The following is a 23,798-nucleotide window of genomic DNA, read 5'->3' as shown; positions in this document are numbered from 1 at the left end:
CTTCAGCGCCCCCGCGCCGCCTGCCACTCGGCGGGCGTGAGCGTCTTCATCGACAGCGCGTGCACGGTGTCGTCGTGAATGCGCCGCCCCAGCGTCGCATAGACCATCTGGTGGCGCTGGATCAGGCGCTTGCCCTCGAACGCCGACGAAACGACGACGGCGTTCCAGTGACGGCCATCACCGCCGACCTCCAGGTGGTCGCACGGCAGGCCGGCGGCGATCAGCGAGCGAATCTCGTCGGCGGTGATCATGGCGCAAGAGTCAGAGGGGTTCGGAGGGAAAGGAGGCTGCAACGCGCGGGTCAGTGGCGGATTTTGTAGCCGATGCGCAGCAGGTGCACCGTCAGCGCGCCGACGGCGAGCAGCGCGCCGGCCACGACGGCCAGGCTCAGCCACGGCGAGACGTCGCTGACGCCGAAGAAGCCGTAGCGCGCGCCGTCGATCATGTAAAAGAACGGGTTCAGATGACTGACCGTCTGCCAGAACGGCGGCAGCGAATGGATCGAGTAGAACACGCCGGAGAGGAACGTCATCGGCATGATGATGAAGTTCTGAAACGCCGCCATCTGGTCGAATTTCTCCGCCCACAGGCCGGCGATCACCCCCAGCGCCCCGAGCAGCGCCGCGCCCAGCAGCGCGAACACCACCACCCACAGCGGGTGCTGCAGCGGCAGCGGGGCCGCCCAGACGGTGGCCAGCAGCACGCCCGCCCCCACCACCAGCCCGCGCAGCACCGAGGAGCCGACGTAGGCGGCGAACCACGCCCAGTGCGACAGCGGCGTCACCAGCAGGAAGACCAGGTTGCCCATGATCTTGCTCTGGATCAGGCTGGAGGAGCTGTTGGCAAAGGCGTTTTGCAGCAGGCTCATCATCGCCAGCCCCGGCAGCAGGAAGGCCGTGTAGCCGACGCCGTCATAGACCTGCACGTGCGCCTCCAGCACATGGCCGAAGATCAGCAGGTAGAGGATCGCGGTGACGATCGGCGCGGCGATCGTCTGGAACGCCACCTTCCAGAAGCGCAGCACCTCCTTGACGAACAGCGCGCGCCAGCCGCTCATGCCGCCGCCTCCGCGCGCTGCTGCGCCATCAGCTCGAGGAACACGTCCTCGAGGTCGGCCTTGTGCACCTCGACGTCCTCCACCGCCACGCCCGCCTCGCGCAGCGTGGCCAGCGCCCGCTCGACCTCCAGCGCGTCGTGCACCTTGACCTGCTTGATGCGGCCGGTCTCGCGCGCCTGCGCCGCCAGCGCCGGCGGCAGCGCCTGGTCGGTCTTGAAGCGCAGCACGTGCGCCGAGAAACGCTGCAGCAGCGCAGCGGTGCGCTCCAGCGCCACCACGCGCCCGCCGCGCAACATCGCGATGCGGCCGCACAGCGCCTCGGCCTCCTCCAGGTAGTGCGTGGTCAGCAGCACCGTGCAGCCTTCGCGGTTGAGGCGCGCCACAAAAGCCCACAGTGTCTGGCGCAGCTCCACATCGACGCCGGCGGTGGGCTCGTCCAGCACGATGACGCGCGGGCGGTGCACCAGCGCCTGCGCCACCATCACGCGGCGCTTCATGCCGCCGGAGAGCTGGCGCATGTTGGCGCCGGCCTTGTCCGCCAGGCCGAGCCCCTCGAGCAGTTCGTCGATCCAAGCGTCGTTGCGCGCCAGGCCGAAGTAGCCGGACTGGAAGCGCAACGCCTCGCGCACGGTGAAGAACGGGTCGAACACCAGCTCCTGCGGCACGATGCCGAGCAGCCGCCGCGCCTGCAAGGGGTCGGCCTGCACATCGACGCCAAAGACCCGTGCGCGGCCCTCCGTGGGTCGCGCCAGGCCCGCCAAAATGCTGATCAGCGTCGTCTTGCCGGCGCCGTTGGGGCCGAGCAGCCCGAAGAACTCGCCCGGCTCGACGTCGAAGGTGACGCGGTCGAGCGCCTGCAGTACCCCGCGCGGAGTGGCATAACGCTTGCTGACCTGATCGAACGAAACGGCGGCAGACATCCAGCCGGGCATTCTACCCCGGCAACAATCCGTCCACGCCGTAGGCGCGCGCCAACGTGCGCACTTTGTCAGGCAAGCCCTCAATGCGCCAAGCCAGCCCGCGCGCCAACACCACGCGCCGCAACGCCAGCAGCGCGGCCAAGGCTGCGGAGTCGAACGACTGCACCCCCGCGGCCTGCACCACCACACAGGCGTGTGCCGGCGCTTGCGCCACGGCGCGCTGCGCTTGCGCCAGCCATGGCAGCACCTCGGCGTGGGTGAACGCCGCAGGCAGCGGCGGCACCCCCTGCGCGGCCTCAGGAGCGGGATGCATGGGCGCTGCGGTTGCGCTCGCTCAACGTCTGGATCAGGCCGTCCAGCCCGCGCGCGTTGATTTCCTGCGCGAACTGGGTGCGGTAGGTGTCCACCAGCCACACGCCCAGCACGTTCAGGTCATAGACCTTCCAGCCTTGCGGCGTGCGCGCCAGCCGGTAGTCGAGCTGGATCGGGTCGCCTTTGCCGCGGATTTCGGAGCGCACCACCACCTCGTTGGCGTCGGGCGCTGAGCGCAGCGGGCGGATCACCAGTGTCTGGTCCGTGATCTGCGTCAGCGCGCCGGAGTAGGTGCGCACCAGCAGCGTCTTGAATTCGGCCATCAGGCGCTGGCGCTGCTCCGGCGTGGCCTGGCGCCAAAAACGCCCGACTGCGGAGGCCGTCATGCGCTCAAAGTCCACATGCGGCATCAGCTTGGTGTCCACCAAGGCGGTGATGCGGCCCAGGTCGCCCGAGCGGATCGCCGGGTCGCGCTTGACCGCTTCAAAGACTTCGTTGGCCACGCGCTGGATCAGCGCATCGGGCGCCTCCATGGGGTCGGCCGCCCAGGCGCGCGGCCAAGCCAGCGCCGCGGCGCTGAACAAAACCGCCGCCATCCACCCGCGCCGAGGCAGACGCAAGGCGGTTGGCAAACGCACATCGTGTTGGGCTTGGTGTCGCATGTTCGATCCGAGACGCGGCGCGGCGTCAGAGTTCCCCTGTCGCCCCAACGCATCGCAAAGGTTTGCTCGTGTTTCGATGGTGATTGCGGGCGCACTCACTCCTGATCCTCCTCTCCCCGCGCCTGCTGCACTTGTCGCTGACGCCGCGCCAGGTAAGCGTCGCGGGTGAAACTGTATTTGTCCAGCGCCACCTGATCCAGCAAATCGCCAGCCCGCAGCAAGCCCGCGCGCGTGTCCACCCATCGCAGGCCCTGCGCGGCGTTGCGCGTGCCCACATCGTCGATGCCCTGCGCCACCGCATCGCCACGCCGGTCCACCGGCAGCGCCACGGTGTCGCGCACCGTGGAGGGGCCCAGCAGCGGCAGCACCAAATAAGGGCCGGCTGGCACGCCCCAGCGCCCCAGCGTGTGGCCAAAGTCCAGCGTGGTGCGCGGGATGCCCATCTCGCTGGCCACATCCAAGACCCCCAAAAGGCCGAACACCGTGTTGACCGCAAAGCGCATGAAGTTTTCCGCTGCCGGCTGCGGACGCGCTTGCAGCGTGGCGTTGACCGCTGACCACAGGTCGCGCCAGTTGGCGAAAAAGTTGCCCACGCCGGTGCGCAGCGGCTGCGGCACCACCTCCACATACCCCTTGGCCACCGGCTTGAGCACCGCCTCGTCCAAAGCCTCGTTGAACCGATAGACGCCGCGGTTCAAGGGCTCTAAGGGATCGGCGGGATGCGCGTCGGGCGCCGTGGCGCAACCGCCCAGCAAGGCCGAGGCCAGCAGACCCGAAGCCACACCCCAGCGCCATCGGGCGGCGAGGTTGCGCCCACCTAAACCGTCGTGTGTCATCGCGACTCTCCCCCTCCCATTTCAGCGGCCTTGTTGAACAGGAACTGGCCAATGAGGTTTTCCAGCACCACCGCCGATTGGGTGCGCGTCACCACATCGCCATCGGCCAAGTTTTGATCCGACCCGCCGGGCTCGATGCCGACATACTGCTCGCCCAGCAGGCCGCTGGTCAAGATCTTGAACGAGCTGTCTTTGGGAAAAGCGTAGCGCGACTCCAACGCCATCACCACCCGCGCCTGGAAGGTCTGATCGTCGAAGGCGATGGACTCCACGCGCCCGACCCGCACGCCGGCGCTGCGCACCGCCGCCTTGGGCTTGAGCGAGCCGATGTTGTCGAAGGTGGCGGTGACGCGATAGGTCGGCGCCAGGTTCAGGTTGAGCAGATTGGCCGCCTGCAGCGCCAAGAACAAGATGGACGCTGCCCCCAGCAGCACGAACAGCCCAACCCAGACATCGATTTTGGAGCGTTGCATCCGTCGCTTCCCTTGGTTTCGATCAGACCGAAAACATCAGCGCGGTCAGAATAAAGTCCAGCCCCAGCACGGTGAGCGACGCCATCACGACGGTGCGGGTGGTGGCGCGCGCCACCCCTTCGGGCGTCGGCTGGGCCTCGTAGCCTTGCAGCAGCGCGATGAACGTCACCGCCACGCCAAACACCACGCTTTTGATCACCCCGTTGCCCACGTCGGCCCACACATCCACGCCGCTTTGGATCTGGCTCCAGAACGCGCCGCCATCGACCCCGATCAGCAGCACGCCCACCACCCAACCGCCCACGATGCCCATGGTGCTGAACACCGCCGCCAGCAGCGGCACGGCGATCACGCCGCCCCAAAAGCGCGGCGCCAGCACGCGCTCGATCGGATCGACCGCCATCATCTCCATGGCGCTCAACTGCTCGCCGGCCTTCATCAGGCCGATCTCGGCGGTCAGCGACGTGCCGGCGCGCCCGGCAAACAGCAGCGCCGTTACCACCGGCCCCAGCTCGCGCACCAGACTCAGCGTCACCAGCAAGCCCAACGCCTCGGTGGAACCATAGCGTTGCAAGGTGTAGTAACCCTGCAAGCCCAGCACAAAGCCCACAAACAGGCCCGAGACGGTGATGATGGACAACGAATGGTTGCCCAAAAAATGAATCTGGTTGCGCACCAAACCGAAGCGCCGCCAGGCCGCGCCGGTGCCCGCCAACACATGCGCAAACAGCCGCGCGCCGTAGCCCCAATCAGCCAGCTTGGCGCGCACCGCCAAGCCCAAGGCAGCCAACCAAGCGCCGCTCCTCATGCCCCCTCCTCGACCGACCGGCTCGGCGGGCCAAAATCATCCTCGACGCTGGGCGCCGGGTAGTGAAAGCGCACGGGCCCGTCGGGCGCCGCCTGGACATATTGCCGGATCAACGGGTCGTCGCTGCGCTGCACCTCCTGCGGCGCGCCCTCCAGCGCCACTCGACCGTTGGCCAGCACGATCACATGATCGGCCAGCTGAAAAACCCACTCGAGCTCGTGCGACACCAACAAGCTGGTCAACCCCAGGGTGTCGTTAAGTTGGCGGATCAGGCGCGCGGCGGTGCCCAACGAGATCGGATCCAGCCCGGCAAAAGGCTCGTCATACATCACCAGTTCCGGATCCAGCGCGATGGCGCGCGCCAGCGCCACGCGCCGCGCCATGCCGCCGGAGAGCTCCGCTGGCATCAAATCACGCGCGCCGCGCAAGCCGACAGCCTGCAGCTTCATCAGCACGATGTCGCGAATCAACGCTTCGGGCAGGCGGGTGTGCTCGCGCAGCGGAAAGGCCACGTTGTCATACACCGACATGTCGGTGAACAGCGCCCCAAACTGGAACAGCAGCCCCATGCGCCGGCGCATCGCATACAAACCGGCGCGGTCGAGCTGGCCCACGTCCACCCCGTCAAACAGCACCTGCCCCGATGACGCGCGCAGCTGCCCGCCGATCAGCCGCAGCAACGTGGTTTTTCCTCCCCCGGACGCCCCCAGCAGCGCGGTGACCTTGCCGCGCGGCACATGCAGGCTGACGCGGTCGAGCACCAAGCGATCGTCATAGCCAAAGACGACGTCGCGCAACTCGACCAAAACCTCGCGGCTCATCATACAGTTGGGGGTATCTGCAGGGCGCGAATCATAACCCTGGCCGGATCATAAGGGATGACCCGAGAACATGCAGGCGCCTTGCGAGCCTGCCGCAGCACCCCCTAAGGCCGCCCCATCGGCGCAGCCGCCCCGCGCGCGACGCCGGACTGATCGCGCCCGCGCGAGCCTGCTTGCCGCCCTGCCGCAGGCTCAGCGCGGCAGATCCGAGCGCCCCATCAAAAACTCATCCACCGCGCGCGCGGCCTGGCGGCCCTCGCGGATCGCCCACACCACCAGCGACTGGCCGCGGCGCATGTCGCCGGCGGCGAACACCTTCGGCACGTTGGTGGCGTAGCCGCCCACCGCCTCGGTGCTGGCCTTGGCGTTGCCGCGCGCGTCCTTCTCGACGCCAAACGCCTCCAGCACCGTGGCCACCGGCGAGACGAACCCCATCGCCAGCAGCACCAGGTCGGCCTTGTATTCCTTTTCGGTGCCGGGGATCTCGACCAGCTTGCCGTCCTTCATCTCGACGTGGACGGTGCGCACGGCGGTGACCTTGCCGTTCTTGCCGACGAACTCCTTGGTGGCGATGGCAAACTCGCGCTGGCAACCCTCCTCGTGGCTCGTGCTGGTGCGCAGCTTCAGCGGCCAGTAGGGCCACGTCAGCGGCTTGTTCTCCTGCGCCGGCGGCTGCGGCATCAGCTCGAACTGGGTGACGCTGGCCGCGCCGTGGCGGTTGCTGGTGCCGACGCAGTCGCTGCCGGTGTCGCCGCCGCCGATGACGATGACATGCTTGCCGTCGGCGCGGATTTGCTTTTTCAGCTTGTCGCCGGCGTTGACCTTGTTCTGCTGCGGCAGGAACTCCATCGCGAAGTGGATGCCGTCGAGCTCCCGCCCCGGCACCGGCAGGTCGCGCGGCTGCTCCGCGCCACCGCACAGCAGCACGGCGTCGAACTCCGCCAGCAGCTGCTGTGGCTCCACCGTCTCGCGCGCGTCGCAGTTGACCTTGCTGCCCTGCGGCAGGCGGCCGACCAGCACGCGCGTGCGGAACGTCACCCCTTCGGCCTGCATCTGCTCAATGCGACGATCGATCAACCACTTCTCCATCTTGAAGTCGGGGATGCCGTAGCGCAGCAGGCCGCCGATGCGGTCGTTCTTCTCGAACACCGTCACGTCGTGGCCGGCGCGCGCCAGCTGCTGCGCCGCGGCCAGCCCCGCGGGCCCGGAGCCGACGATGGCCACGCGCTTGCCGGTCTTGACCTTCGGCGGCTGCGGCACCACCCAGCCCTCGGCCCAGGCGCGGTCGGCAATCGCATGCTCGATCGACTTGATGCCGACCGGATCGTCGTTGATGTTGAGCACGCACGCCGCCTCGCACGGCGCCGGGCAGATGCGCCCGGTGAACTCCGGAAAGTTGTTGGTACTGTGCAGCACCTGGATCGCGTGGCGCCAGTCGCCGCGGTAGACCAGGTCGTTGAAGTCCGGGATGATGTTGTTGACCGGACAGCCGTTGTTGCAGAACGGCGTGCCGCAGTCCATGCAGCGCGCGCCCTGCACCTTGGCCTGCGCCTCGTCCAGGCCGATGACGAACTCGCGGTAGTGCTTGATGCGCTCCTGCGGCGGCTGGTAGCCCTCCTCGATGCGCGCGAACTCCAGGAAGCCGGTGATCTTGCCCATGGTCTCGAATCCTCCAGTGCGTGACCGCGCCCCGCCTTCAGGCCGCGGCCTGGGCGCGCTCCTTGGCGCCGGCTGCGGCCTTGGCCTTCTTGGCGGCGTTTTCGGCCAGCGCGCGCTTGTACTCGTGCGGGAACACCTTGACGAAGCGCGTGCGCGCCGTTGCCCAGTTGTCCAGCAGCGCACGCGCCTTGGTCGAGCCGGTCCAGCGGTGGTGCGCCTCCAGCAGCTCGCGCAGCTGCTGCTCGTCGGTCATGCCGCGGTGCCAGATGGCGCGATCCACCGTCGCCTCCTGCTCGGCGGCGGGCAGCACCTTCTCCAGCGCCACCATCGCCGTGTTGCAGCGCTTGGCGAACATCCCGTCCTCGTCGTAGACGTAGGCCACGCCGCCGCTCATGCCGGCGGCGAAGTTGCGCCCGGTCTTGCCGAGCACCACGACGGTGCCGCCGGTCATGTACTCGCAGCCGTGGTCGCCGGTGCCCTCCACCACCGCCGTGGCGCCCGACAGGCGCACCGCGAAGCGCTCACCCGCCACGCCGCGGAAGAACGCCTCGCCCTGCGTGGCGCCGTACAGCACCGTGTTGCCGACGATGATGTTCTCGCCGGCGTCGCCGCGGAAGTCGATGCTCGGGCGCACGACGATGCGCCCGCCCGACAGCCCCTTGCCGGTGTAGTCGTTGGCGTCACCAATCAGATACAGCGTGATGCCCTTGCAGAGGAACGCGCCGAACGACTGGCCGCCGGTGCCCTCCATCTGGATGCGGATGGTGTCGTCGGGCAGCCCCTCGGGGTGGTGACGCGTCACCTCGCCCGACAGCATCGCGCCGACCGTGCGGTTGACGTTGCGCACGCTCTCGATGAAGTGCACCTTCTCGCCGCGCTCGATGGCCGGGCGGGCCTTCTCGATCAGCCTGACGTCCAGCGCCTTGTCCAGGCCGTGGTCCTGCGTCTCGACGTGGCGGCGGGGCACGTCGGCAGGCACGTCTGGCTGCGCCAGCAGGCGGCTGTAGTCCAGCCCCTTGGCCTTCCAGTGCTCGATGCCCTTCTTCATGTCGAGCAGGTCGGTGCGCCCGATCAGGTCGTCGAAGCGGCGGATGCCCAGCTGCGCCATGATGGCGCGCACCTCCTCGGCAACGAAGAAGAAGTAGTTCACTACATGCTCGGGCTTGCCGGCGAACTTGCGCCGCAGCACCGGGTCCTGCGTGGCCACCCCCACCGGGCAGGTGTTGAGGTGGCACTTGCGCATCATGATGCAGCCCTCCACCACCAGCGGCGCGGTGGCAAAGCCGAACTCGTCCGCGCCCAGCAGCGCGCCGATCACCACGTCGCGGCCCGTCTTGATCTGGCCGTCGACCTGCACGCGGATGCGCCCGCGCAGACGGTTGAGCACCAGCGTCTGCTGCGTCTCCGCCAGGCCGATCTCCCACGGGCTGCCGGCGTGCTTGATCGACGACCACGGCGACGCCCCGGTGCCGCCGTCATGACCGGCGATGACGACGTGGTCGGCCTTGGCCTTGGCCACGCCGGCGGCGATGGTGCCGACCCCCACCTCGGCCACCAGCTTGACCGAGATGTCGGCGCGCGGGTTGACGTTCTTCAGATCGTGGATCAGCTGCGCCAGATCCTCGATCGAGTAGATGTCGTGGTGCGGCGGCGGGCTGATCAGGCCCACGCCCGGCACCGAGTAGCGCAGAAAGCCGATGTACTCCGACACCTTGGAGCCGGGCAGCTGGCCGCCCTCGCCGGGCTTGGCGCCCTGCGCCATCTTGATCTGGATCTGGTCGGCGCTGACCAGGTATTCGGTGGTGACGCCGAAGCGCCCGGAGGCCACCTGCTTGATGCGCGAGCGCAGGCTGTCGCCGTCCTGCAGCTCGTAGTCGACCTCGACCTTGTCCGGGCCGATGATGGAGCCCACCGTCTGGCCCTTGCGGATCGGGATGCCCTTCAGTTCGTTGCGGTAGCGCGCCGGGTCCTCGCCGCCCTCGCCGGTGTTGCTTTTGCCGCCGATGCGGTTCATCGCGATGGCCAGCGTCGTGTGCGCCTCGGTGCTGATGGAGCCCAGCGACATCGCACCGGTGGCGAAGCGCTTGACGATCTCGCTGGCGGGCTCGACCTCCTCGATCGGGATCGCCTTGGCCGGATCGACCTTGAACTCGAACAGCCCGCGCAGCGTCATGTGGCGGCGCGACTGGTCGTTGATGATCTGCGCGTACTCCTTGTAGGTGGCGTAGTTGCCGGCGCGCGTGGCGTGCTGCAGCTTGGCAATCGCGTCCGGCGTCCACATGTGCTCCTCGCCGCGCGCGCGCCAGGCGTACTCGCCGCCGACGTCGAGCATGTCGCGCAGCACCGGATCGTCACCATAGGCCTGGCGGTGCCAGCGCAGCGCCTCCTCGGCGATCTCGAACACGCCGATGCCCTCCACGCGGCTGGCGGTGCCGGTGAAATACTTCTCGATCGTCGCGCTGTTGATGCCCACCGCCTCGAACAGCTGCGCGCCGCAGTAGCTCATGTAGGTGGACACGCCCATCTTGGACATGATCTTCGACAGGCCCTTGCCGACCGCCTTGATGTAGTTGGCCACGGCCTTGTCGGCCGACAGTTCCCCGGGCAGGTCCTTGTGGATCGCGCGGATCGTCTGCAGCGCCAGGTACGGGTGCACCGCCTCGGCGCCGTAGCCGGCCAGCACCGCGAAGTGGTGCACCTCGCGCGCGCTGCCGGTTTCCACCACCAGGCCGGTGGCGGTGCGCAGCCCCTCGCGAATCAGGTGCTGGTGCACCGCCGACAGCGCCAGCAGCGCCGGAATCGCCACGCGCTCGCGGTCGACGGCGCGGTCGCTCAGGATCAGGATGTTGCAGCCGCTTCGGATGGCATCCACCGCCTCGGCGCACAGCGAGGCGAGCTTGGCCTCGATGCCTTCCTTGCCCCAGGCGACGGGGTAGGTGATATCCAGCGATCGGCTCTTGAACTTGCCGCCGGTGCGCCGCTCGATGTCGCGCAGCTTGACCATGTCGGCCTCGGTCAGCACCGGCTGGCTGACCTCCAGCCGCATCGGCGGGTTGACCTGGTTGATATCGAGCAGGTTGGGCTTCGGCCCGATGAACGACACCAGCGACATCACGATCGCCTCGCGGATCGGGTCGATCGGCGGATTGGTGACCTGCGCGAAGAGCTGCTTGAAGTAGTTGTACAGCGGCTTGGGCCGGTCCGACAGCACCGGCAGCGGGCTGTCGTTGCCCATCGAGCCGACGCCCTCCTCGCCGTTTTGCGCCATCGGCGCCATCAGGAACTTGATGTCCTCCTGCGTGTAGCCAAAGGCCTGCTGCAGGTCCAACAGCCGCGCATCGACGTGCTCCAGCGCCGCGTGCGCCGATTCGTCGGCCACCGTGCGCACGCTCGCCTCGTCGTCACCGGCCACCGGGCGCTCGACGTCGTCGAGCCGGATGCGCAGGTACTCGATCCACTGCTTGTACGGCCGGGCGTTGGCCAGCGTCGCCTTGACTTCCTCGTCGTCGATCAGGCGACCCTGCTCCAGGTCGATCAGGAACATCTTGCCCGGCTGCAGGCGCCACTTGCGCACGATCTTGCTCTCGGGCACCGGCAGCACGCCGGACTCCGACGCCATGATGACCATGTCGTCGTCGGTGACGCAGTAGCGCGCCGGGCGCAGCCCGTTGCGGTCCAGCGTCGCGCCGATCTGCCGCCCGTCGGTGAAGACGATCGCCGCCGGGCCGTCCCACGGCTCCAGCATCGCGGCGTGGTACTCGTAGAACGCGCGCCGGCGCTCGTCCATCAGCGTGTGCTGCTCCCACGGTTCGGGGATCATCATCATCACCGCCTGCGCCAGCGGATAGCCCGCCATCGTCAGCAGCTCCAGGCAGTTGTCGAACGTCGCGGTGTCGGACTGGCCGGCGAAGCTGATCGGGTAGAGCTTCTTGAGGTCCTCGCCCAGCACCGGCGAGCTCATCACCCCCTCGCGTGCGCGCATCCAGTTGTAGTTGCCCTTGACGGTGTTGATCTCCCCGTTGTGCGCGATGTAGCGGTACGGGTGCGCCAGCGGCCACTCGGGGAAGGTGTTGGTCGAGAAGCGCTGGTGCACCAGCCCCAGCGCCGAGACGCAGCGCGGATCCTGCAGGTCGAGGTAGTACTCCCCGACCTGGTTGGCCAACAGCAGCCCCTTGTACACCACCGTGCGGCTGCTCATGCTGGGTACGTAGTACTCCTTGCTGTGCGTCAGCTGCAGGCGCTGGATGGCGGCGCTGGCGGTCTTGCGGATCACGTAGAGCTTGCGCTCCAGCGCGTCCTGCACGATCACGTCGCTGCCGCGGCCGATGAAGACCTGGCGGATGATCGGCTCGGTCTTGCGCACCGCGGGCGACATCGGCATCGCCTTGTTGACCGGCACGTCGCGCCAGCCCAGCAGCACCTGCCCTTCGGCCTTGATGGCGCGCTCCAGCTCCTGCTCGCAGGCCAGGCGGCTGGCGTGCTCCTTGGGCAGGAAGACCATGCCGACGCCGTACTCGCCCGGCGGCGGCAGCGTCACGCCCTGCCTGGCCATCTCCTCGCGGTAGAGCTGATCCGGAATCTGGATCAGGATGCCGGCGCCGTCGCCCATCAGCGGGTCGGCCCCGACCGCGCCGCGGTGATCGAGGTTTTCCAGGATCTTCAGCGCCTGGGTGACGATCTCGTGGCTCTTGCGGCCCTTGATGTGGGCCACGAAGCCGACGCCGCAGGCGTCGTGCTCATACGCAGCGTCGTACAGGCCACGCTGCCCGGCCGGGGAAGGGGATGCGCTCACGCTCGAGCTCCTGACGGAAAGGACGGGGGAAAGCCCGCAGGATAGCCGAACGCGCGCGCGGTGGCAACCGGAATATTTGGGGTCGGAGTACTATTTTTCCAGGGCGGATCGATCGCCTCCATTATTTGGGGACAGATCATTCCGGCGCGGCCGGCCGGGACGGGCCGGCCGCACCCGCCGCCCGCCGGCGGCCTCCTGCAGCGCGCGCAGGAAGGCGTCGTCACCGAGCGGCCAGCCCTTGACCGCCGCGTCGTGCAGGCGCTGGCGGTCCGCGGCGTCCAGCCCCTCGGCCACGCGGCGACGCCAGGCGGCCTCGCGCGCAAACGGCGTGTCGCCCAGCGCCCACCATCCGGCCGGCGGCTGCAGGCCGCGCTGCGGCTGCAGGCCGGCGTGGTGGCGATGGCTGCTCCACGGCCACGCCTCGGCGCTGGCGGCCAGCCCCTCCTGCACCGGCAGCGTCTCGACGAACACCAGCGCCGGCAGCACCCAGTCCGGCGCCAGCACGGTGGCACGGTAGCGCCCTTCCCACAGCGTGCCGCGGCCGCCGTGGCGGGCGTGGAACCGGCGCACGTAGCGTCGCCCCAGCCCCTGCATGAGGCGCGGCAGCCCCTCGGCCTCCGCCGGTGTCACCAGCAGCCAGACCTGCGCCGCCAGCCACGCCCAGCCGTGCACCGCCACCTGCTCGCGCTCGGCCAGCTCCGCCAGCGCGTCGCGCAGCGCCTGCCGGTCGGCATCGTCGACGAACACCGGCCGCCCGTCGTGGCCGCGCCAGACCACGAGGTGCGCCTGAGCGGGCACGCTGAGGCGGGGCAGGCGGGCCATCGGCGCGTCCTCCGTTCAGACCCGCACCGGCGCGCCGGCCAGCCGCCGCCAGCGCGCGTCCAGCGCCAGCGCCAGCAGCGCGCCGGCCGCGCAGCATGCCACGTTGAACAACCACGACCACTGCCAGCCGCCGCTGCGCGCGGCCAGCGCCGCCACCAGTGGCGGACCGGCGAACTGCCCGAGCGAGGAGAGCTGCTGCACCCAGCCGACGGTGGTCGACACCGTGGCCGGCGACGGCGCCAGTCGCACCGCCAGCGCGAACAGCGTGCCCGGCACCAACCCGCCCAGCGCGGAGAACGCCAGCGCCGCGGCGTAGGCGGGCAGCGGCGGCAGGGTGAAGGCGCCGACCGCGCCGACGGCCATCACGCCGTAGCCCAGCCCGAACAGCCGCCGCACCGGCCAGCCGCGCGCCAGCAGCCGCCCGGCCAGCACGTTGCCGCTCAGGTTGACCCCGGCGGCCAGCGCCCCGGCCCAGCCGGCCGCCGCGGCGGACCAGCCGGCCCCGGCGTAGACCGTCGGCAGGAAGCCGACCAGCGCCAGCCACTGACCCGAGTAGACGCCGAACGCCAGCGCCACCAGCCACGGCCCCGGGGCCGCCAGTGTCGCGCGCAGGCCCTGCAGCGCCGCCCGCAGCGCCGCGCCCGTCCCCACATCCGGGGCGCGTGGCGCATCGGCCGGCACCCGCCTGCCCACCAGCGCGGCGCAGGCCAGCGCCAGCAGCGCCAGCAGCCCCCACGCCGCGCGCCAGCCCAGCACCGCGTCCAGCGGCGGCGCCAGTGCCAGCCCGAGCGCCGCGCCAATCGGCATGTAGGCGCCCCACCAGCCCAGCGCGCGTGCCTGATCCGCCGGCTGCGGCGCGGCGCGGCGGATCAGCCCCGGCGCCGGCAGCACCGTCATCAGGAAGCCGGTGCCCTCCAGCGCGCGCGCGGCCAGCAGGCCGGCGGGCGAAGACGCCATCGCCCCGGCGGCGCTGCCAGCGGCCAGCAGTGCCAGCCCCGCCCGCATCACGCGCCGCGGGCCGATGCGGTCGGCCACCTGGCCGAGGATCGCCCCCAGCGTCATGCCGGCCAGCTGGATCATGGACAGCAGGAAGCCCCCCTGCACCAGCGTCACCCCCAGCTCGCGCGCCAGCAGCGGCAGCGCCGGCGGCAGCTTGCCGACGTGCATCGCGCTGGCCACGCCGACCAGCACGATCAGCCGCGCCGCCGGGGGAATGCCGGGCTGCGCCGCCATGGGTCAGCCGAACAGCCGCTGGCCGGTCAGCCGCTCGTGCTCGCGGATGGCGTAGCGGTCGGTCATGCCAGCGATGTGGTCAGCCACCTGCCGCCGCAGCGAAAGGCCGCCGCGGCGCCGCTGCGCCGGCAGCTGCGCAGGGTCGGCACAGTAGGCGCGATACAAATCCACCACCACTTGACGCGCGCGCGCCGTGGTCTCCATCACCTGCGGGTGGCGGTAAAGATGCACCAGCAAAAAGCGCTTCAGGCGCAGCGACGCCTCGCGCATCGTCGGGGAAAAGCCCAGCAGCGGCGGCTGCGCGCGCACGTCCTCCACGGACTGCACGCCCGCGGCGGCCAGCGCTGCGCGCGTGGCGGCAATGACGTCATACACCTGCGCGCTGAGCATGCGCCGGATGGACTCATACAACAGCCGCCGCCCGCTCAGGTGCGGATGCTGCGCCAGCGCCTCGCGACGAAACGCGTCGAACAGCTCGACTTGCTCCAGCTGCTCCAGCGTCAGCAAGCCGCTGCGCACGCCGTCGTCGATGTCATGCGCGTTGTAAGCGATCTCATCGGCCACATTGGCCAGCTGCGCCTCCAGCGACGGCGACTCGCCGCGCAGAAAGCGCGCCCCCACGCCGCCGGGCTCGCGCGCCTCCAGCCACTCGGCGTTGGCGCGCGCGCAGTGCTTCAGGATGCCCTCGCGCGTCTCGAAACTGAGGTTGAGACCGTCAAACTCCGGATAGCGCTGCTCCAGCTCATCCACCACCCGCAAGCTTTGCAGGTTGTGCTCAAAGCCCCCGTGCGGCTCATCCGGCCCGCGCGGCTCGGCGGCCCACGGGCCGTCGTCGGCCTGCAGGCAGGCGTTGAGCGCCTCCTGCCCGGCATGCCCAAACGGCGTGTGCCCCAGGTCGTGCGCCAGCGCGATCGCCTCCACCAGATCCTCATGCAGGCCCAGCGCCCGGGCGATGCTGCGGCCCAGCTGCGCCACCTCCAGCGAGTGCGTCAGCCGCGTGCGAAACAGATCGCCCTCGTGGTTGAGGAAGACCTGCGTCTTGTAAACCAGCCGGCGAAACGCGGTGGAGTGGATGACGCGGTCACGGTCGCGCTGGAAGGGATTGCGCGTCGGCGCCGGCGGCTCCGGGTGGCGCCGTCCGCGGCTACGCGTCGGGTCGCACGCCCACGGGGCCAGCGCCCCGGCTGGCCATGCATCAACGGCAACCCGGGCAGCCGCTTGTTGCGCCAGCGCAGGCAGCTGCGAAGTCATGGGACCAGAGCCTTTTGTAGGCCACCGCGGGTCACGTCGCGGAGCCACGCGCCTCAATGACCTCGGCCACCAGCGCATCGGGCACGGGGCGCACCATCGCCTGCCCAGCCTCATTCACCAGGACAAAGCGAATTTCGCCCCCTTCGGCCTTTTTGTCGATGCGCATCAGCTCCAGGTAACGCGCGGTGTTGTCGGCCCCCAGCGTCGGCGCACGCACCGGCAAGCCAGCGGCGGCCACCAGCCGCTCCAGCCGCGCCACCCACGCCGCCGACACCAGGCCAAGGCGACGCGACAGCTCCGCAGCCATCACCATGCCGCAGCCCACCGCCTCGCCGTGCAGCCAGACGCCGTAGCCGAGCCCCGCCTCGATCGCGTGGCCGAAGGTGTGGCCAAAGTTGAGGATCGCGCGCAGGCCAGACTCGCGCTCATCCTGCCCAACCACGGCGGCCTTGATCTCGCAGCTGCGCCGCACCGCATACGCCAACGCGGCGGCGTCGCGGGCCACCAGCCGCTCGATGTTGGCTTCCACCCAATCCTGAAACGCCGCATCGGCGATCGGCCCATACTTGATCACCTCGGCTAAGCCGGCTGCGAACTCGCGCGGCGGCAGGGTGACGAGCGTCGCCAAATCACAGACCACCCGCGCCGGCTGATAAAACGCGCCGATCATGTTCTTGCCAAGCGGATGGTTGATGGCCGTTTTGCCGCCGACTGAGGAGTCCACCTGCGCCAGCAGGGTGGTTGGCACCTGCACAAAAGGCACGCCGCGCATGTAGCAAGCGGCAGCAAAGCCGGTCATGTCGCCAATCACGCCGCCGCCCAGCGCGAACAGCACCGTCTTGCGGTCCGCCCCGGCGGCCAGCAACGCATCGAAGATGCGATTCAGCGTCGGCCAGTCCTTGTGCGCCTCGCCGTCGGGCAGCACCACCTCCAGCACGCGCGCGTAGTGCGGCTGCAACGCCGCGCGCAGCCGCGCCAGATACAGCGGCGCCACCACCGTGTTGGTGACGATGGCGGCGCAGGACGCGCGCGGCAGACCAGCCCAGGTGGCCGGATCGTCCAGCAATCCGGCGCCAATGACGATCGGGTAGCTGCGCTCCCCCAAGTCGATGGTCACCGTGTGCAGCACAGTGGCGGCAGGCGCGGACACGGGGGCTTCGGCAACGACAGCGGATGTGGTCATGCCGCGAGTTTAGCGGGAGGGCGCTTCACCCTCGGCGGGGGCGCCCAGCTCCAGCTGCATCAGGATCGTGTGCACCAGCAGCGTCACCGAAGGGCGGCCGGTGTCGATCACGTGATGGGCCGTCTCGCGATACAGCGGGTCGCGCACGGCATGCAGCTCGCGCAGGCGCTGCAGCGGATCGGTCACCTGCAGCAGCGGGCGCGTGCGGTCATGGCGCAGCCGGCGCATCAGCTCCTCCGGCGTGGAGCGCAGGTAGAACACCCGCCCGCGCGCGCGCAGCCGCTGGCGGTTGGCCGCACGCAGCACCGCCCCCCCGCCGGTGGACAGCACACAAGGCTCGCCGCGCGTGAGCTCCTCCAGCACCGCCTCCTCGAGGTCACGAAACGGCTCCTCGCCCTCCCGCTCGAAGAACTCGCGGATGCTACAGCCGAGCCGCTCCTCGATCACCGCATCGGAATCGACAAACGGCAGCTGCAGCCGCCGCGCCAGCTGCCGGCCGACCGTGGTCTTGCCGGCGCCGGGCAGGCCGATCAGCACCACCCGCGCGGTCATCACGGAGCAGGCGTGGGACAGCTCGGATCGGTATCAACCACCGTTACTGTGGCGGTACCCACCGATCCATTGGCGTCGATCACCGTCAGCGTCACCGGCGTGTCACCCGTCACGCACACATTGCCGGACACCGTGGCCACAAACGAACCATAGGTTCGAACCGAACCATCCGCATTGAATTCGGGTGGCGTCACCTCTGAAATCGAAACCAATCCGGGAAAGCTGCTCAGCACCGTCAGCGAACCGCGGGCTGCCGTGGCTACGGTGAAGCGCAGCGAGGAACCAGAGCGCTCGCCCAAGCGGACGCTGGACGGCGACACCCGGATTTGCGTGCTGGCGTCGTTGATCGTCACTTTGGTTTTAACAAACTTGCCCGTCGCATCGGCAAACACCACATCCACATCACCCGTGACAAGCAAGCCCACAATCTCAAACTCGCCGTCGGTTCCAGCCACGCGGCTGACCTGAATGGCAGACGGAATGCCGCCAGCAACCGAGTACGGTTTTTGCCCCCCGGTGACCACAACCCTGGCCGGTATGCCAAGGGGCAGTGTGAGGTTGTCTGAGGAAACGCGCAATTCCGGCGACCCCACCGTCACCGCCACTTCCAGCTCCTTGCCAGCGGCGTCGCGAATCCGCACCGTCATCTCACCGATGGCCACGCCCTGGATGCGCCACTGCTCGGCGTCCAGTTGCACCACGGTGGCCACCAACGGCGCGTCGCCGGTGATGGTGTAGGGCTTGACGCCCCCACTGACGCGAAAGGTGCGCGCTTCCGCCGGACCCACCCCCAGCTGCAGCTTGGCCGGCGCGGTGGTGAACAGCGGCACGCTCGAGCCCACCTTGACGCTTAAGGAACGGCTGGTTCCCGCGCGGTCGGTGACGGTCACGCTGGTCTCAGCCCCCGGCGCCACGCCTCCAATGATCAAGGACGAGCCGTCCATGGCCGCCACCGCGACCGCGGACTCGGCGCTGACGGCACGGTAGGGCGGCACGCCGCCGCTGACCGGCAGCGCTTTCGATTCGCCAGGCAACACCGTGACCGACGCCACCCCACCGATCGACAACTCTTTGGTGTTGGGGTTGTAGCCCGGCGAGCCGCCCCCGCCGCCACACGACACCAACGCCCAGCCGACCATCGCCAGCCCTGCCAGCCTTTTCCAAAGTGAGTGTCCCATCATCTCAACCCTTGATCCCGTGCAATCCCACCGTCCGCTCACAGGCTCGCGTTATCCGCGAGGATCGTGGGCGTAACAAAAATCAGCAGCTCCCGCTTGACCACGTCGCTGCTGCGCCGCTTGAACAGGTGACCCAACACGGGCACATCGCCCAAAACAGGCACCTTATCCACCGAATTCAGTTCGGAGGCTTCAAAAATCCCCCCCAGCATCACGGTGCCACCGTTTTCCACCATCACCTCGGTCTCCGCTTCTTTGACACCGACGATCGGGTTGTTGCCGCGAAACCCGTCGAGCTGATTTTTGGTCGCTTTGATCTGCAACAGCACCTGCCCCGACGGGGTAATTTGCGGCGTGACTTCCAGCGACAGCACGGCATCGATGAACTCGACCACCGTTTGCGTGCCTTGGGGACTGGTAACCAGACGCTCAAAAGGCACTTTTTGACCTTGCTTGATGAACGCCTTGCCCAAATCGCCCGTCACCACCCGAGGGCTTGAAATCACCCGACCATTGTTGTCGCTTTCCAGCGCCGACAGCTCCAGATTCAAAAAACGGTTCGCCGCCGGGCTGAACAACGCCAACGCAAAGCGCGGCACATTGTCTCCCTTGGCGGGCAGATTGACCATCGTGGTGTCTGCAAAGTTAAGCGGGTCGGTTTGCCCTGTGGTGCCGCCAATGGCATTGTAAGACCCCCCCAATGCCACCCGCGCGCCGCCCCCGATCGAATAGCCGGGATCGCCCCCGCGCACGCCGCGCAAATCCGCACCGCCCAAGCGCACGCCCAAGGATTGGCTAAACCCCTCGTTGGCTTCCACAATGCGCGCTTGGATCATGACTTGGCGCTTGGGCGCATCGACGCGACGGATGTATTCGCGCACCGCCTCCAGCCGCGCCGCCACATCGGTGACAAACACCTGGTTGGTGCGCTCGTCGGCCACCGCCGAGCCGCGCTCCGACAAAAAGCGGTTGCCGGCGCCTTTGTCAGCGTTGACGGTGCGCTGGTTGAGCACGTCGGCCACTTCCTTGGCTTTGCCAAAATTGAGCCGGAACACTTCGGTGCGCAACGGCTCCAGCTCCTCCAGCTTCTTGCCGATTTCGCGCCGCGCCAGCGCCTCGTCATCCAGCTCCTTTTTCGGCGCCACGCGAATGACGTTGCCGGTGCGCGTCATGCCGAGTTGCTTGGCTTCCAGGATGATGTCTAGCGCCTGATCCCACGGCACGTCTTTGAGGCGCAGCGTGAGGCTGCCCTGCACGCTGTCGGAGGTGATGACGTTAAAGCCGGTGAAATCGGCAATCACCTGCAGAAGCGCGCGCACGTCGATGTTTTGGAAATTCAGCGAAAGCTTTTCGCCGCTGTATTTGGGCCCTTGCACCAGCTTGTTGGGATCGGGCTTGAGGGGCCGCACTTCCAGCACGAACTTGGTGTCGCTTTGGTAGGCGCTGTGCTCCCAGTCGCCGGCGTTTTCCACCACCAGGCGCACCCGATCGCCGGAGGAAGTGGCCGTCACCATCCTGACCGGCGTGCCAAAGTCGCTGACGTCCAGCCGACGACGCAAACCCGGCGGCAAGCTGGCGCCGATGAACTCCACCACCACGCTGCGGCCTTGCGGTCGGATGTCCACGGCCTGCTGGGCGCTGCCCAACTGCACGATCACCTGGCCCGCCGCTTCGTCGCCGCGGCGAAAATCGATATCGACCAGCGCGGTGGATGCCGCAGGAGCTTCAGCTGCAGCAGCCCACAGCGGCGCAGCCGACGCTGGCGCCGAATCGACGGAGGCCAAGGCCGCTGGCTGCAGCGCCACCACCAACTGCGCGCCCTGCGGGCGCACTTCATGCGGCACGGGACGCGTCAACTGCAGCACCACGCGCGTGCGGCCCTCCGCCTCGACCAACCCCACCGAGCGAACGCTGCCTTGGCGGATGTCAAAGCTGGATTGCTCGGCTTGATTGCGCACGCCGGGCAAATCGACCACGATGCGCGGCGGATCCTGCAAGGCGAAAACCACCGGGCGCTGCGGCAACGGCGCCGACAGCTCAAGGCGCACCTGCTCCTCGCCGTTTGCTTGGGTAAACCGAACCGCCCGCACCGCAGAGGGCGTGACCGCGTGCGCCAAGCCCACGACGCCCCACAAGCAAACCCACACGCACGCGGCGGCGCGCCAACGGTTCAGCGCGAGGCGCGCCCGCATCGGGCAAACCCTGGCCATCGGTTGGTTCATTGGTTGTTTCCTTCCACCAACTGCAAGGTCGCGTTGCGCTCGATCCACTCCCCGGAGGCATCTTGCACAATTTCGCGCAACGTGATTTGAGATTCGCTGATGGCCGTGATCCGGCCAAAATTCTGCCCTAGGTATTGCCCCACTCGAACCTGGTGCAGCACGCCATTGACGCGCACCAACGCCACGCGGCGGCCCGCGCGCTCCAAGGTGCCCACCATCGTGAAGGCATCCAACGGAAACTCCTCCAGCGGCTCGCGCGAACGCTGCTGCTCCGCCTGCAGCAGGCGCGACGCCACGGCGGTGGCGCTGTCGCTGCGCAGCGCGCGCACCAGCTTTTCATCGCTAAACGGCGACACCCCTTGAATGCCCTGGAAGGTTTCTGGCTGAAAGACGGTCGGAGGCTTCAGCGGCTCCACCGTCATGGAGGCGCGCGCGCGCTGCTCTTGCATCCAGGCGTGCAGGTCGTCTTGCTGCGGCGCGCAGCCCGTCAAGCCAATCAGGGCAGCGCCGAGCATGCCCGCCGCCTGCCGCCGCCGCATGGCGCTCATGACGCCCCTCCTTTGGCTGGATTGCTTTTGCGGCCTTCAATTTCTTCCGGATCGAGGTAGCGGAAGGTGCGGGCGGTGGCCTCCATCGTCAGTTGATCGGCCCGGTTGGGCGTTGGCGCGATCGACAAATTGGTCAACGTCACGATGCGCGACAGATGCGCCACGTCGGAGACGAATTGCCCAATCTCTTCATACGAACCCGTCACGCGCACCGTGATCGGCAGCTCGGCGTAGTGGTCGCGCACCTGCTCTTGTCCGGGACGGAACAGCTCAAACTGCAGGCCGCGACCGACCCCGGCCTGGTTGATGTCGGACAGCAGCGCGTCCATCTCCGCTCGGCTGGGCAACTGCTTTTCCAGCTGCGCCACAAACTGGCGCACTTGCTCCAACTGCTGCTTGAGCGTGTCCAACGCCGCGGCTTGGGCCGCCTTTTGCGTGAATTGGGTCCGCAGCTCGCTTTCGCGCTGGCGGGCGTTGTCCAACTGCACTTCTTGGTCGGACAGCCACAGATACCACAGCGCAGCCAACAGGGCTAGCGCCACGCCGATCAACAACAACGCGCGCGGCAGCGCGGGCCACCGCGACGGGTCGTTGGGATCCAGGCGGGTGAACTGACGCTGCAGTTGCTGCTGCACGGCAGCCCAGTCGATGCTGGAGCGCCGCGCCGCCGTCTTGCCACGAAGAATGGCCACGATTCAATCCCTCCCTACCCTGCGACTTCGATCAGGTGGGACCCGCGGCGGGCCCGGACGTCGTCGAAGCGTTGGACGCCGTCCCCTTCGATTGGGTGACCCGCAGCGAAAAGTTGAACACCCGCCGCTGGCCACCCGGATTGAGGTTCATGGTGGCCCCGACGATTTCGATCAACTGGGGCTGTTGCAGCCAGGGGCTGGCGTTGCCCAAGTTGCGCAACAGCTCCGACACCCGTTCCTGCGATTGCGCCACGCCGGCGATCGTGATGGCGGCCCCCTCTTGCTTGATCGAGCGCAGTGCCACGCCGTCGGGCAACTGCCGCACCAGCTCGTTGAGCAAGTGCACCGGCAGGTTGCGATCCGCTTGTAAGCTCTCGACGGCGTTTTGTCGCGCCTTGAGCGCGCCCAACTCCTCCTGCAGCGTGGCGATTTCGCGGATTTGGGCATCCAGCTGAGCGATTTCGTCTTGCAACACCCGATTGCGCGCTTCCTGAGCCTCCAGACGGGTCTGGTAGGTAAAGTAAATCAGCCCGGCCACCGCCAGGCTCAGCGCCACCGCCAGACCGAGCTGGCGATAAAACGCCTCGCGCCGCCGCTTGCGTTCCCACTGCCGATGCGGCAGCAAGTTGATCGCCACCATCACCCAAACCTCCGCAGCGCCAGGCCGGTAGCCACCAGATACGAGGTGGCCTCGGTGGCCAGGCGCGCCGCCGGAATGGACGGCGCCACCGCCATGCCCTCAAACGGGTTGAGCACCGAAGCCGTAAAGCCCGTGTGCTGCGTCACCGCTGGGGCCAACCCTTGCAGCGCCGCCGAGCCGCCAGCCAGCAAAATGTGATCAACCTTGTTGTAGGGGGTGCTGGTGAAGAAAAACTGCAGCGCCCGACCCAGCTCTTGACCCAGGTTGTCCAAAAACGGTTGCAGCACCGCCTGCGCGTAGTCCGCCAGCCCGGCGCCGCCTTGCTTTTTGCGCAGCTCCGCTTCTTCGCGCGACAGGTGGTAGTGGCGCTCGATGCGCTGGGTCAGCGCCTCGCCGCCGATGGCCTGGTCGCGCTCGTAGATCATGTCGTCGTTGCGCACCACCTGCAGCGAGGTGCTCTGCGCACCGATCTCAAACAGCGCCACGACGAGGTTGCGCCCCCCGCCCGGCAGCCGTTCGATGGCGCGGCGCGCCGCCAGCCGCGCGGCGTAAGGCTCCGCATCCAGAATCACCGGCTGCAGGCCAGCCGCCTCGGCCAAGCCTTGCCGATCGCTAACTCGCTCTTTGCGGGCAGCGGCCACCAGCACTTCTTGGTAACCCGGCGCGTTGGCCGACGGCCCAAGCACGCAAAAATCGAGCGCCACCTCCGACAGCGGAAACGGAATCAGCTGCGCGGCCTCCGCTTCCACCTGCACCTCAAGCTGGTCGTCATCCAGCTCGGCGGGCACGTGAACCTTGCGCGTGATCACCGACGACCCCGGCAGCGCCAGCGCCGCGCGCTTGGTCCGGGCGCCAGCCTTGCGCACCAGCCGACGCAGGGCGTCGGCCACTTCGTCGAATTTTTCGATGTTGCCCTCATTGATCCAGCCGCGCTCCAGTGGCTCCAACGCGCAATGCAGCAGCCGCAACGCACCGTCGCGCGTGCGCTCCAGCTCCACCAGCTTGGCGGCGGAGGCGCTGATGTCGATGCCGAGCAGCGGCTCGGGGCCACGACGAAACCACGATCCCAAATCGATCAAACCCATGGCCTCCCGTGAGGGGCGTTTTTTGTCAGAGGCGCCAGCAGCGCGATAGCTT

The 23,798-nt window shown here is 68.3% G+C and carries 22 protein-coding genes; all 22 read right to left on the bottom strand.

Translation table 11 applies throughout. The annotated features are described in order from the left end of the window. Positions 1–2: 2 nt before the first annotated feature. Positions 3–248, bottom strand: coding sequence for a BolA family protein (locus Talka_RS05715; RefSeq protein WP_143890185.1), 246 nt, complete (start codon positions 246–248; stop codon positions 3–5). Between the two features lie 53 nt (positions 249–301). After that, positions 302–1,057 carry an ABC transporter permease gene (locus tag Talka_RS05710; protein WP_143890153.1) on the bottom strand — a complete coding sequence of 252 codons (756 nt, stop codon included), beginning with the start codon at positions 1,055–1,057 and terminating at the stop codon, positions 302–304. Further along, complete coding sequence (locus tag Talka_RS05705) at positions 1,054–1,977, bottom strand: ABC transporter ATP-binding protein (protein WP_143890152.1); 924 nt, start codon at positions 1,975–1,977, stop codon at positions 1,054–1,056. The genes Talka_RS05710 and Talka_RS05705 overlap by 4 nt, the downstream gene beginning before the upstream one ends. A 13-nt stretch (positions 1,978–1,990) precedes the next feature. After that, on the bottom strand, positions 1,991–2,290 hold the full coding sequence (locus Talka_RS05700) for an STAS domain-containing protein (RefSeq protein ID WP_143890151.1): 300 nt from the start codon (positions 2,288–2,290) through the stop codon (positions 1,991–1,993). Beyond that, a complete protein-coding gene (locus Talka_RS05695) occupies positions 2,274–2,885 on the bottom strand; it encodes an MlaC/ttg2D family ABC transporter substrate-binding protein (RefSeq protein WP_143890150.1) in 612 nt (203 codons plus the stop codon). The genes Talka_RS05700 and Talka_RS05695 overlap by 17 nt, the downstream gene beginning before the upstream one ends. Before the next feature lie 161 nt (positions 2,886–3,046). Next, complete coding sequence (locus Talka_RS05690) at positions 3,047–3,787, bottom strand: MlaA family lipoprotein (protein WP_143890149.1); 741 nt, start codon at positions 3,785–3,787, stop codon at positions 3,047–3,049. Continuing rightward, positions 3,784–4,260: an outer membrane lipid asymmetry maintenance protein MlaD gene (gene mlaD / locus Talka_RS05685; RefSeq protein ID WP_143890148.1), complete on the bottom strand. Its 477-nt coding sequence runs from the start codon at positions 4,258–4,260 to the stop codon at positions 3,784–3,786. The genes Talka_RS05690 and mlaD overlap by 4 nt, the downstream gene beginning before the upstream one ends. Positions 4,261–4,282: 22 nt before the next feature. Further along, positions 4,283–5,068: a lipid asymmetry maintenance ABC transporter permease subunit MlaE gene (gene mlaE, locus Talka_RS05680; RefSeq protein WP_143890147.1), complete on the bottom strand. Its 786-nt coding sequence runs from the start codon at positions 5,066–5,068 to the stop codon at positions 4,283–4,285. After that, complete coding sequence (locus tag Talka_RS05675) at positions 5,065–5,892, bottom strand: ABC transporter ATP-binding protein (RefSeq protein WP_143890146.1); 828 nt, start codon at positions 5,890–5,892, stop codon at positions 5,065–5,067. Before Talka_RS05675 ends, mlaE begins: the two co-directional genes overlap by 4 nt. Positions 5,893–6,081: 189 nt before the next feature. Beyond that, positions 6,082–7,548 (bottom strand): glutamate synthase subunit beta, encoded by a 1,467-nt coding sequence (locus Talka_RS05670; RefSeq protein ID WP_143890145.1) that lies wholly within the window; start codon positions 7,546–7,548, stop codon positions 6,082–6,084. Between the two features lie 37 nt (positions 7,549–7,585). Beyond that, entirely contained in the window at positions 7,586–12,340 is a 4,755-nt protein-coding gene (locus Talka_RS05665; protein WP_143890144.1) for a glutamate synthase-related protein, read from the bottom strand. A 90-nt stretch (positions 12,341–12,430) separates the two neighbouring features. After that, positions 12,431–13,162, bottom strand: coding sequence for a transposase (locus Talka_RS05660; RefSeq protein WP_143890143.1), 732 nt, complete (start codon positions 13,160–13,162; stop codon positions 12,431–12,433). A gap of 15 nt (positions 13,163–13,177) precedes the next feature. Then, positions 13,178–14,395 carry an MFS transporter gene (locus Talka_RS05655; protein ID WP_143890142.1) on the bottom strand — a complete coding sequence of 406 codons (1,218 nt, stop codon included), beginning with the start codon at positions 14,393–14,395 and terminating at the stop codon, positions 13,178–13,180. Positions 14,396–14,398: 3 nt separating this feature from the next. Then, positions 14,399–15,646 (bottom strand): deoxyguanosinetriphosphate triphosphohydrolase, encoded by a 1,248-nt coding sequence (locus Talka_RS05650; protein ID WP_143890141.1) that lies wholly within the window; start codon positions 15,644–15,646, stop codon positions 14,399–14,401. Positions 15,647–15,677: 31 nt separating this feature from the next. Next, the gene (aroB, locus tag Talka_RS05645; RefSeq protein ID WP_143890140.1) at positions 15,678–16,829 is read right to left on the bottom strand and encodes a 3-dehydroquinate synthase; all 1,152 of its coding nucleotides are present in this window, start codon (positions 16,827–16,829) and stop codon (positions 15,678–15,680) included. Positions 16,830–16,838: 9 nt separating this feature from the next. Continuing rightward, positions 16,839–17,381: a shikimate kinase gene (locus Talka_RS05640; protein WP_143890139.1), complete on the bottom strand. Its 543-nt coding sequence runs from the start codon at positions 17,379–17,381 to the stop codon at positions 16,839–16,841. After that, positions 17,381–18,520, bottom strand: coding sequence for an IclR family transcriptional regulator (locus tag Talka_RS05635; RefSeq protein ID WP_143890138.1), 1,140 nt, complete (start codon positions 18,518–18,520; stop codon positions 17,381–17,383). The genes Talka_RS05640 and Talka_RS05635 overlap by 1 nt, the downstream gene beginning before the upstream one ends. A gap of 77 nt (positions 18,521–18,597) precedes the next feature. Beyond that, positions 18,598–20,781, bottom strand: coding sequence for a type IV pilus secretin PilQ (locus tag Talka_RS05630; RefSeq protein ID WP_246100589.1), 2,184 nt, complete (start codon positions 20,779–20,781; stop codon positions 18,598–18,600). Then, positions 20,778–21,329, bottom strand: a complete 552-nt coding sequence (locus tag Talka_RS05625; protein WP_246100588.1) for a pilus assembly protein PilP — start codon at positions 21,327–21,329, stop codon at positions 20,778–20,780. Before Talka_RS05625 ends, Talka_RS05630 begins: the two co-directional genes overlap by 4 nt. Further along, complete coding sequence (locus Talka_RS05620) at positions 21,326–22,021, bottom strand: type IV pilus inner membrane component PilO (RefSeq protein WP_246100587.1); 696 nt, start codon at positions 22,019–22,021, stop codon at positions 21,326–21,328. The genes Talka_RS05625 and Talka_RS05620 overlap by 4 nt, the downstream gene beginning before the upstream one ends. A 31-nt stretch (positions 22,022–22,052) precedes the next feature. Further along, a complete protein-coding gene (locus tag Talka_RS05615) occupies positions 22,053–22,661 on the bottom strand; it encodes a PilN domain-containing protein (protein WP_143890137.1) in 609 nt (202 codons plus the stop codon). Further along, positions 22,661–23,740, bottom strand: coding sequence for a pilus assembly protein PilM (locus tag Talka_RS05610; RefSeq protein WP_425472641.1), 1,080 nt, complete (start codon positions 23,738–23,740; stop codon positions 22,661–22,663). The genes Talka_RS05615 and Talka_RS05610 overlap by 1 nt, the downstream gene beginning before the upstream one ends. Positions 23,741–23,798: the final 58 nt, after the last annotated feature.

The organism is Tepidimonas alkaliphilus, from assembly GCF_007556595.1.
Classification (GTDB): domain Bacteria; phylum Pseudomonadota; class Gammaproteobacteria; order Burkholderiales; family Burkholderiaceae_C; genus Tepidimonas; species Tepidimonas alkaliphila.
The sequence above is the reverse complement of the archived record's forward strand: the minus strand, read 5'-3'. Positions and strand labels throughout refer to the sequence as shown.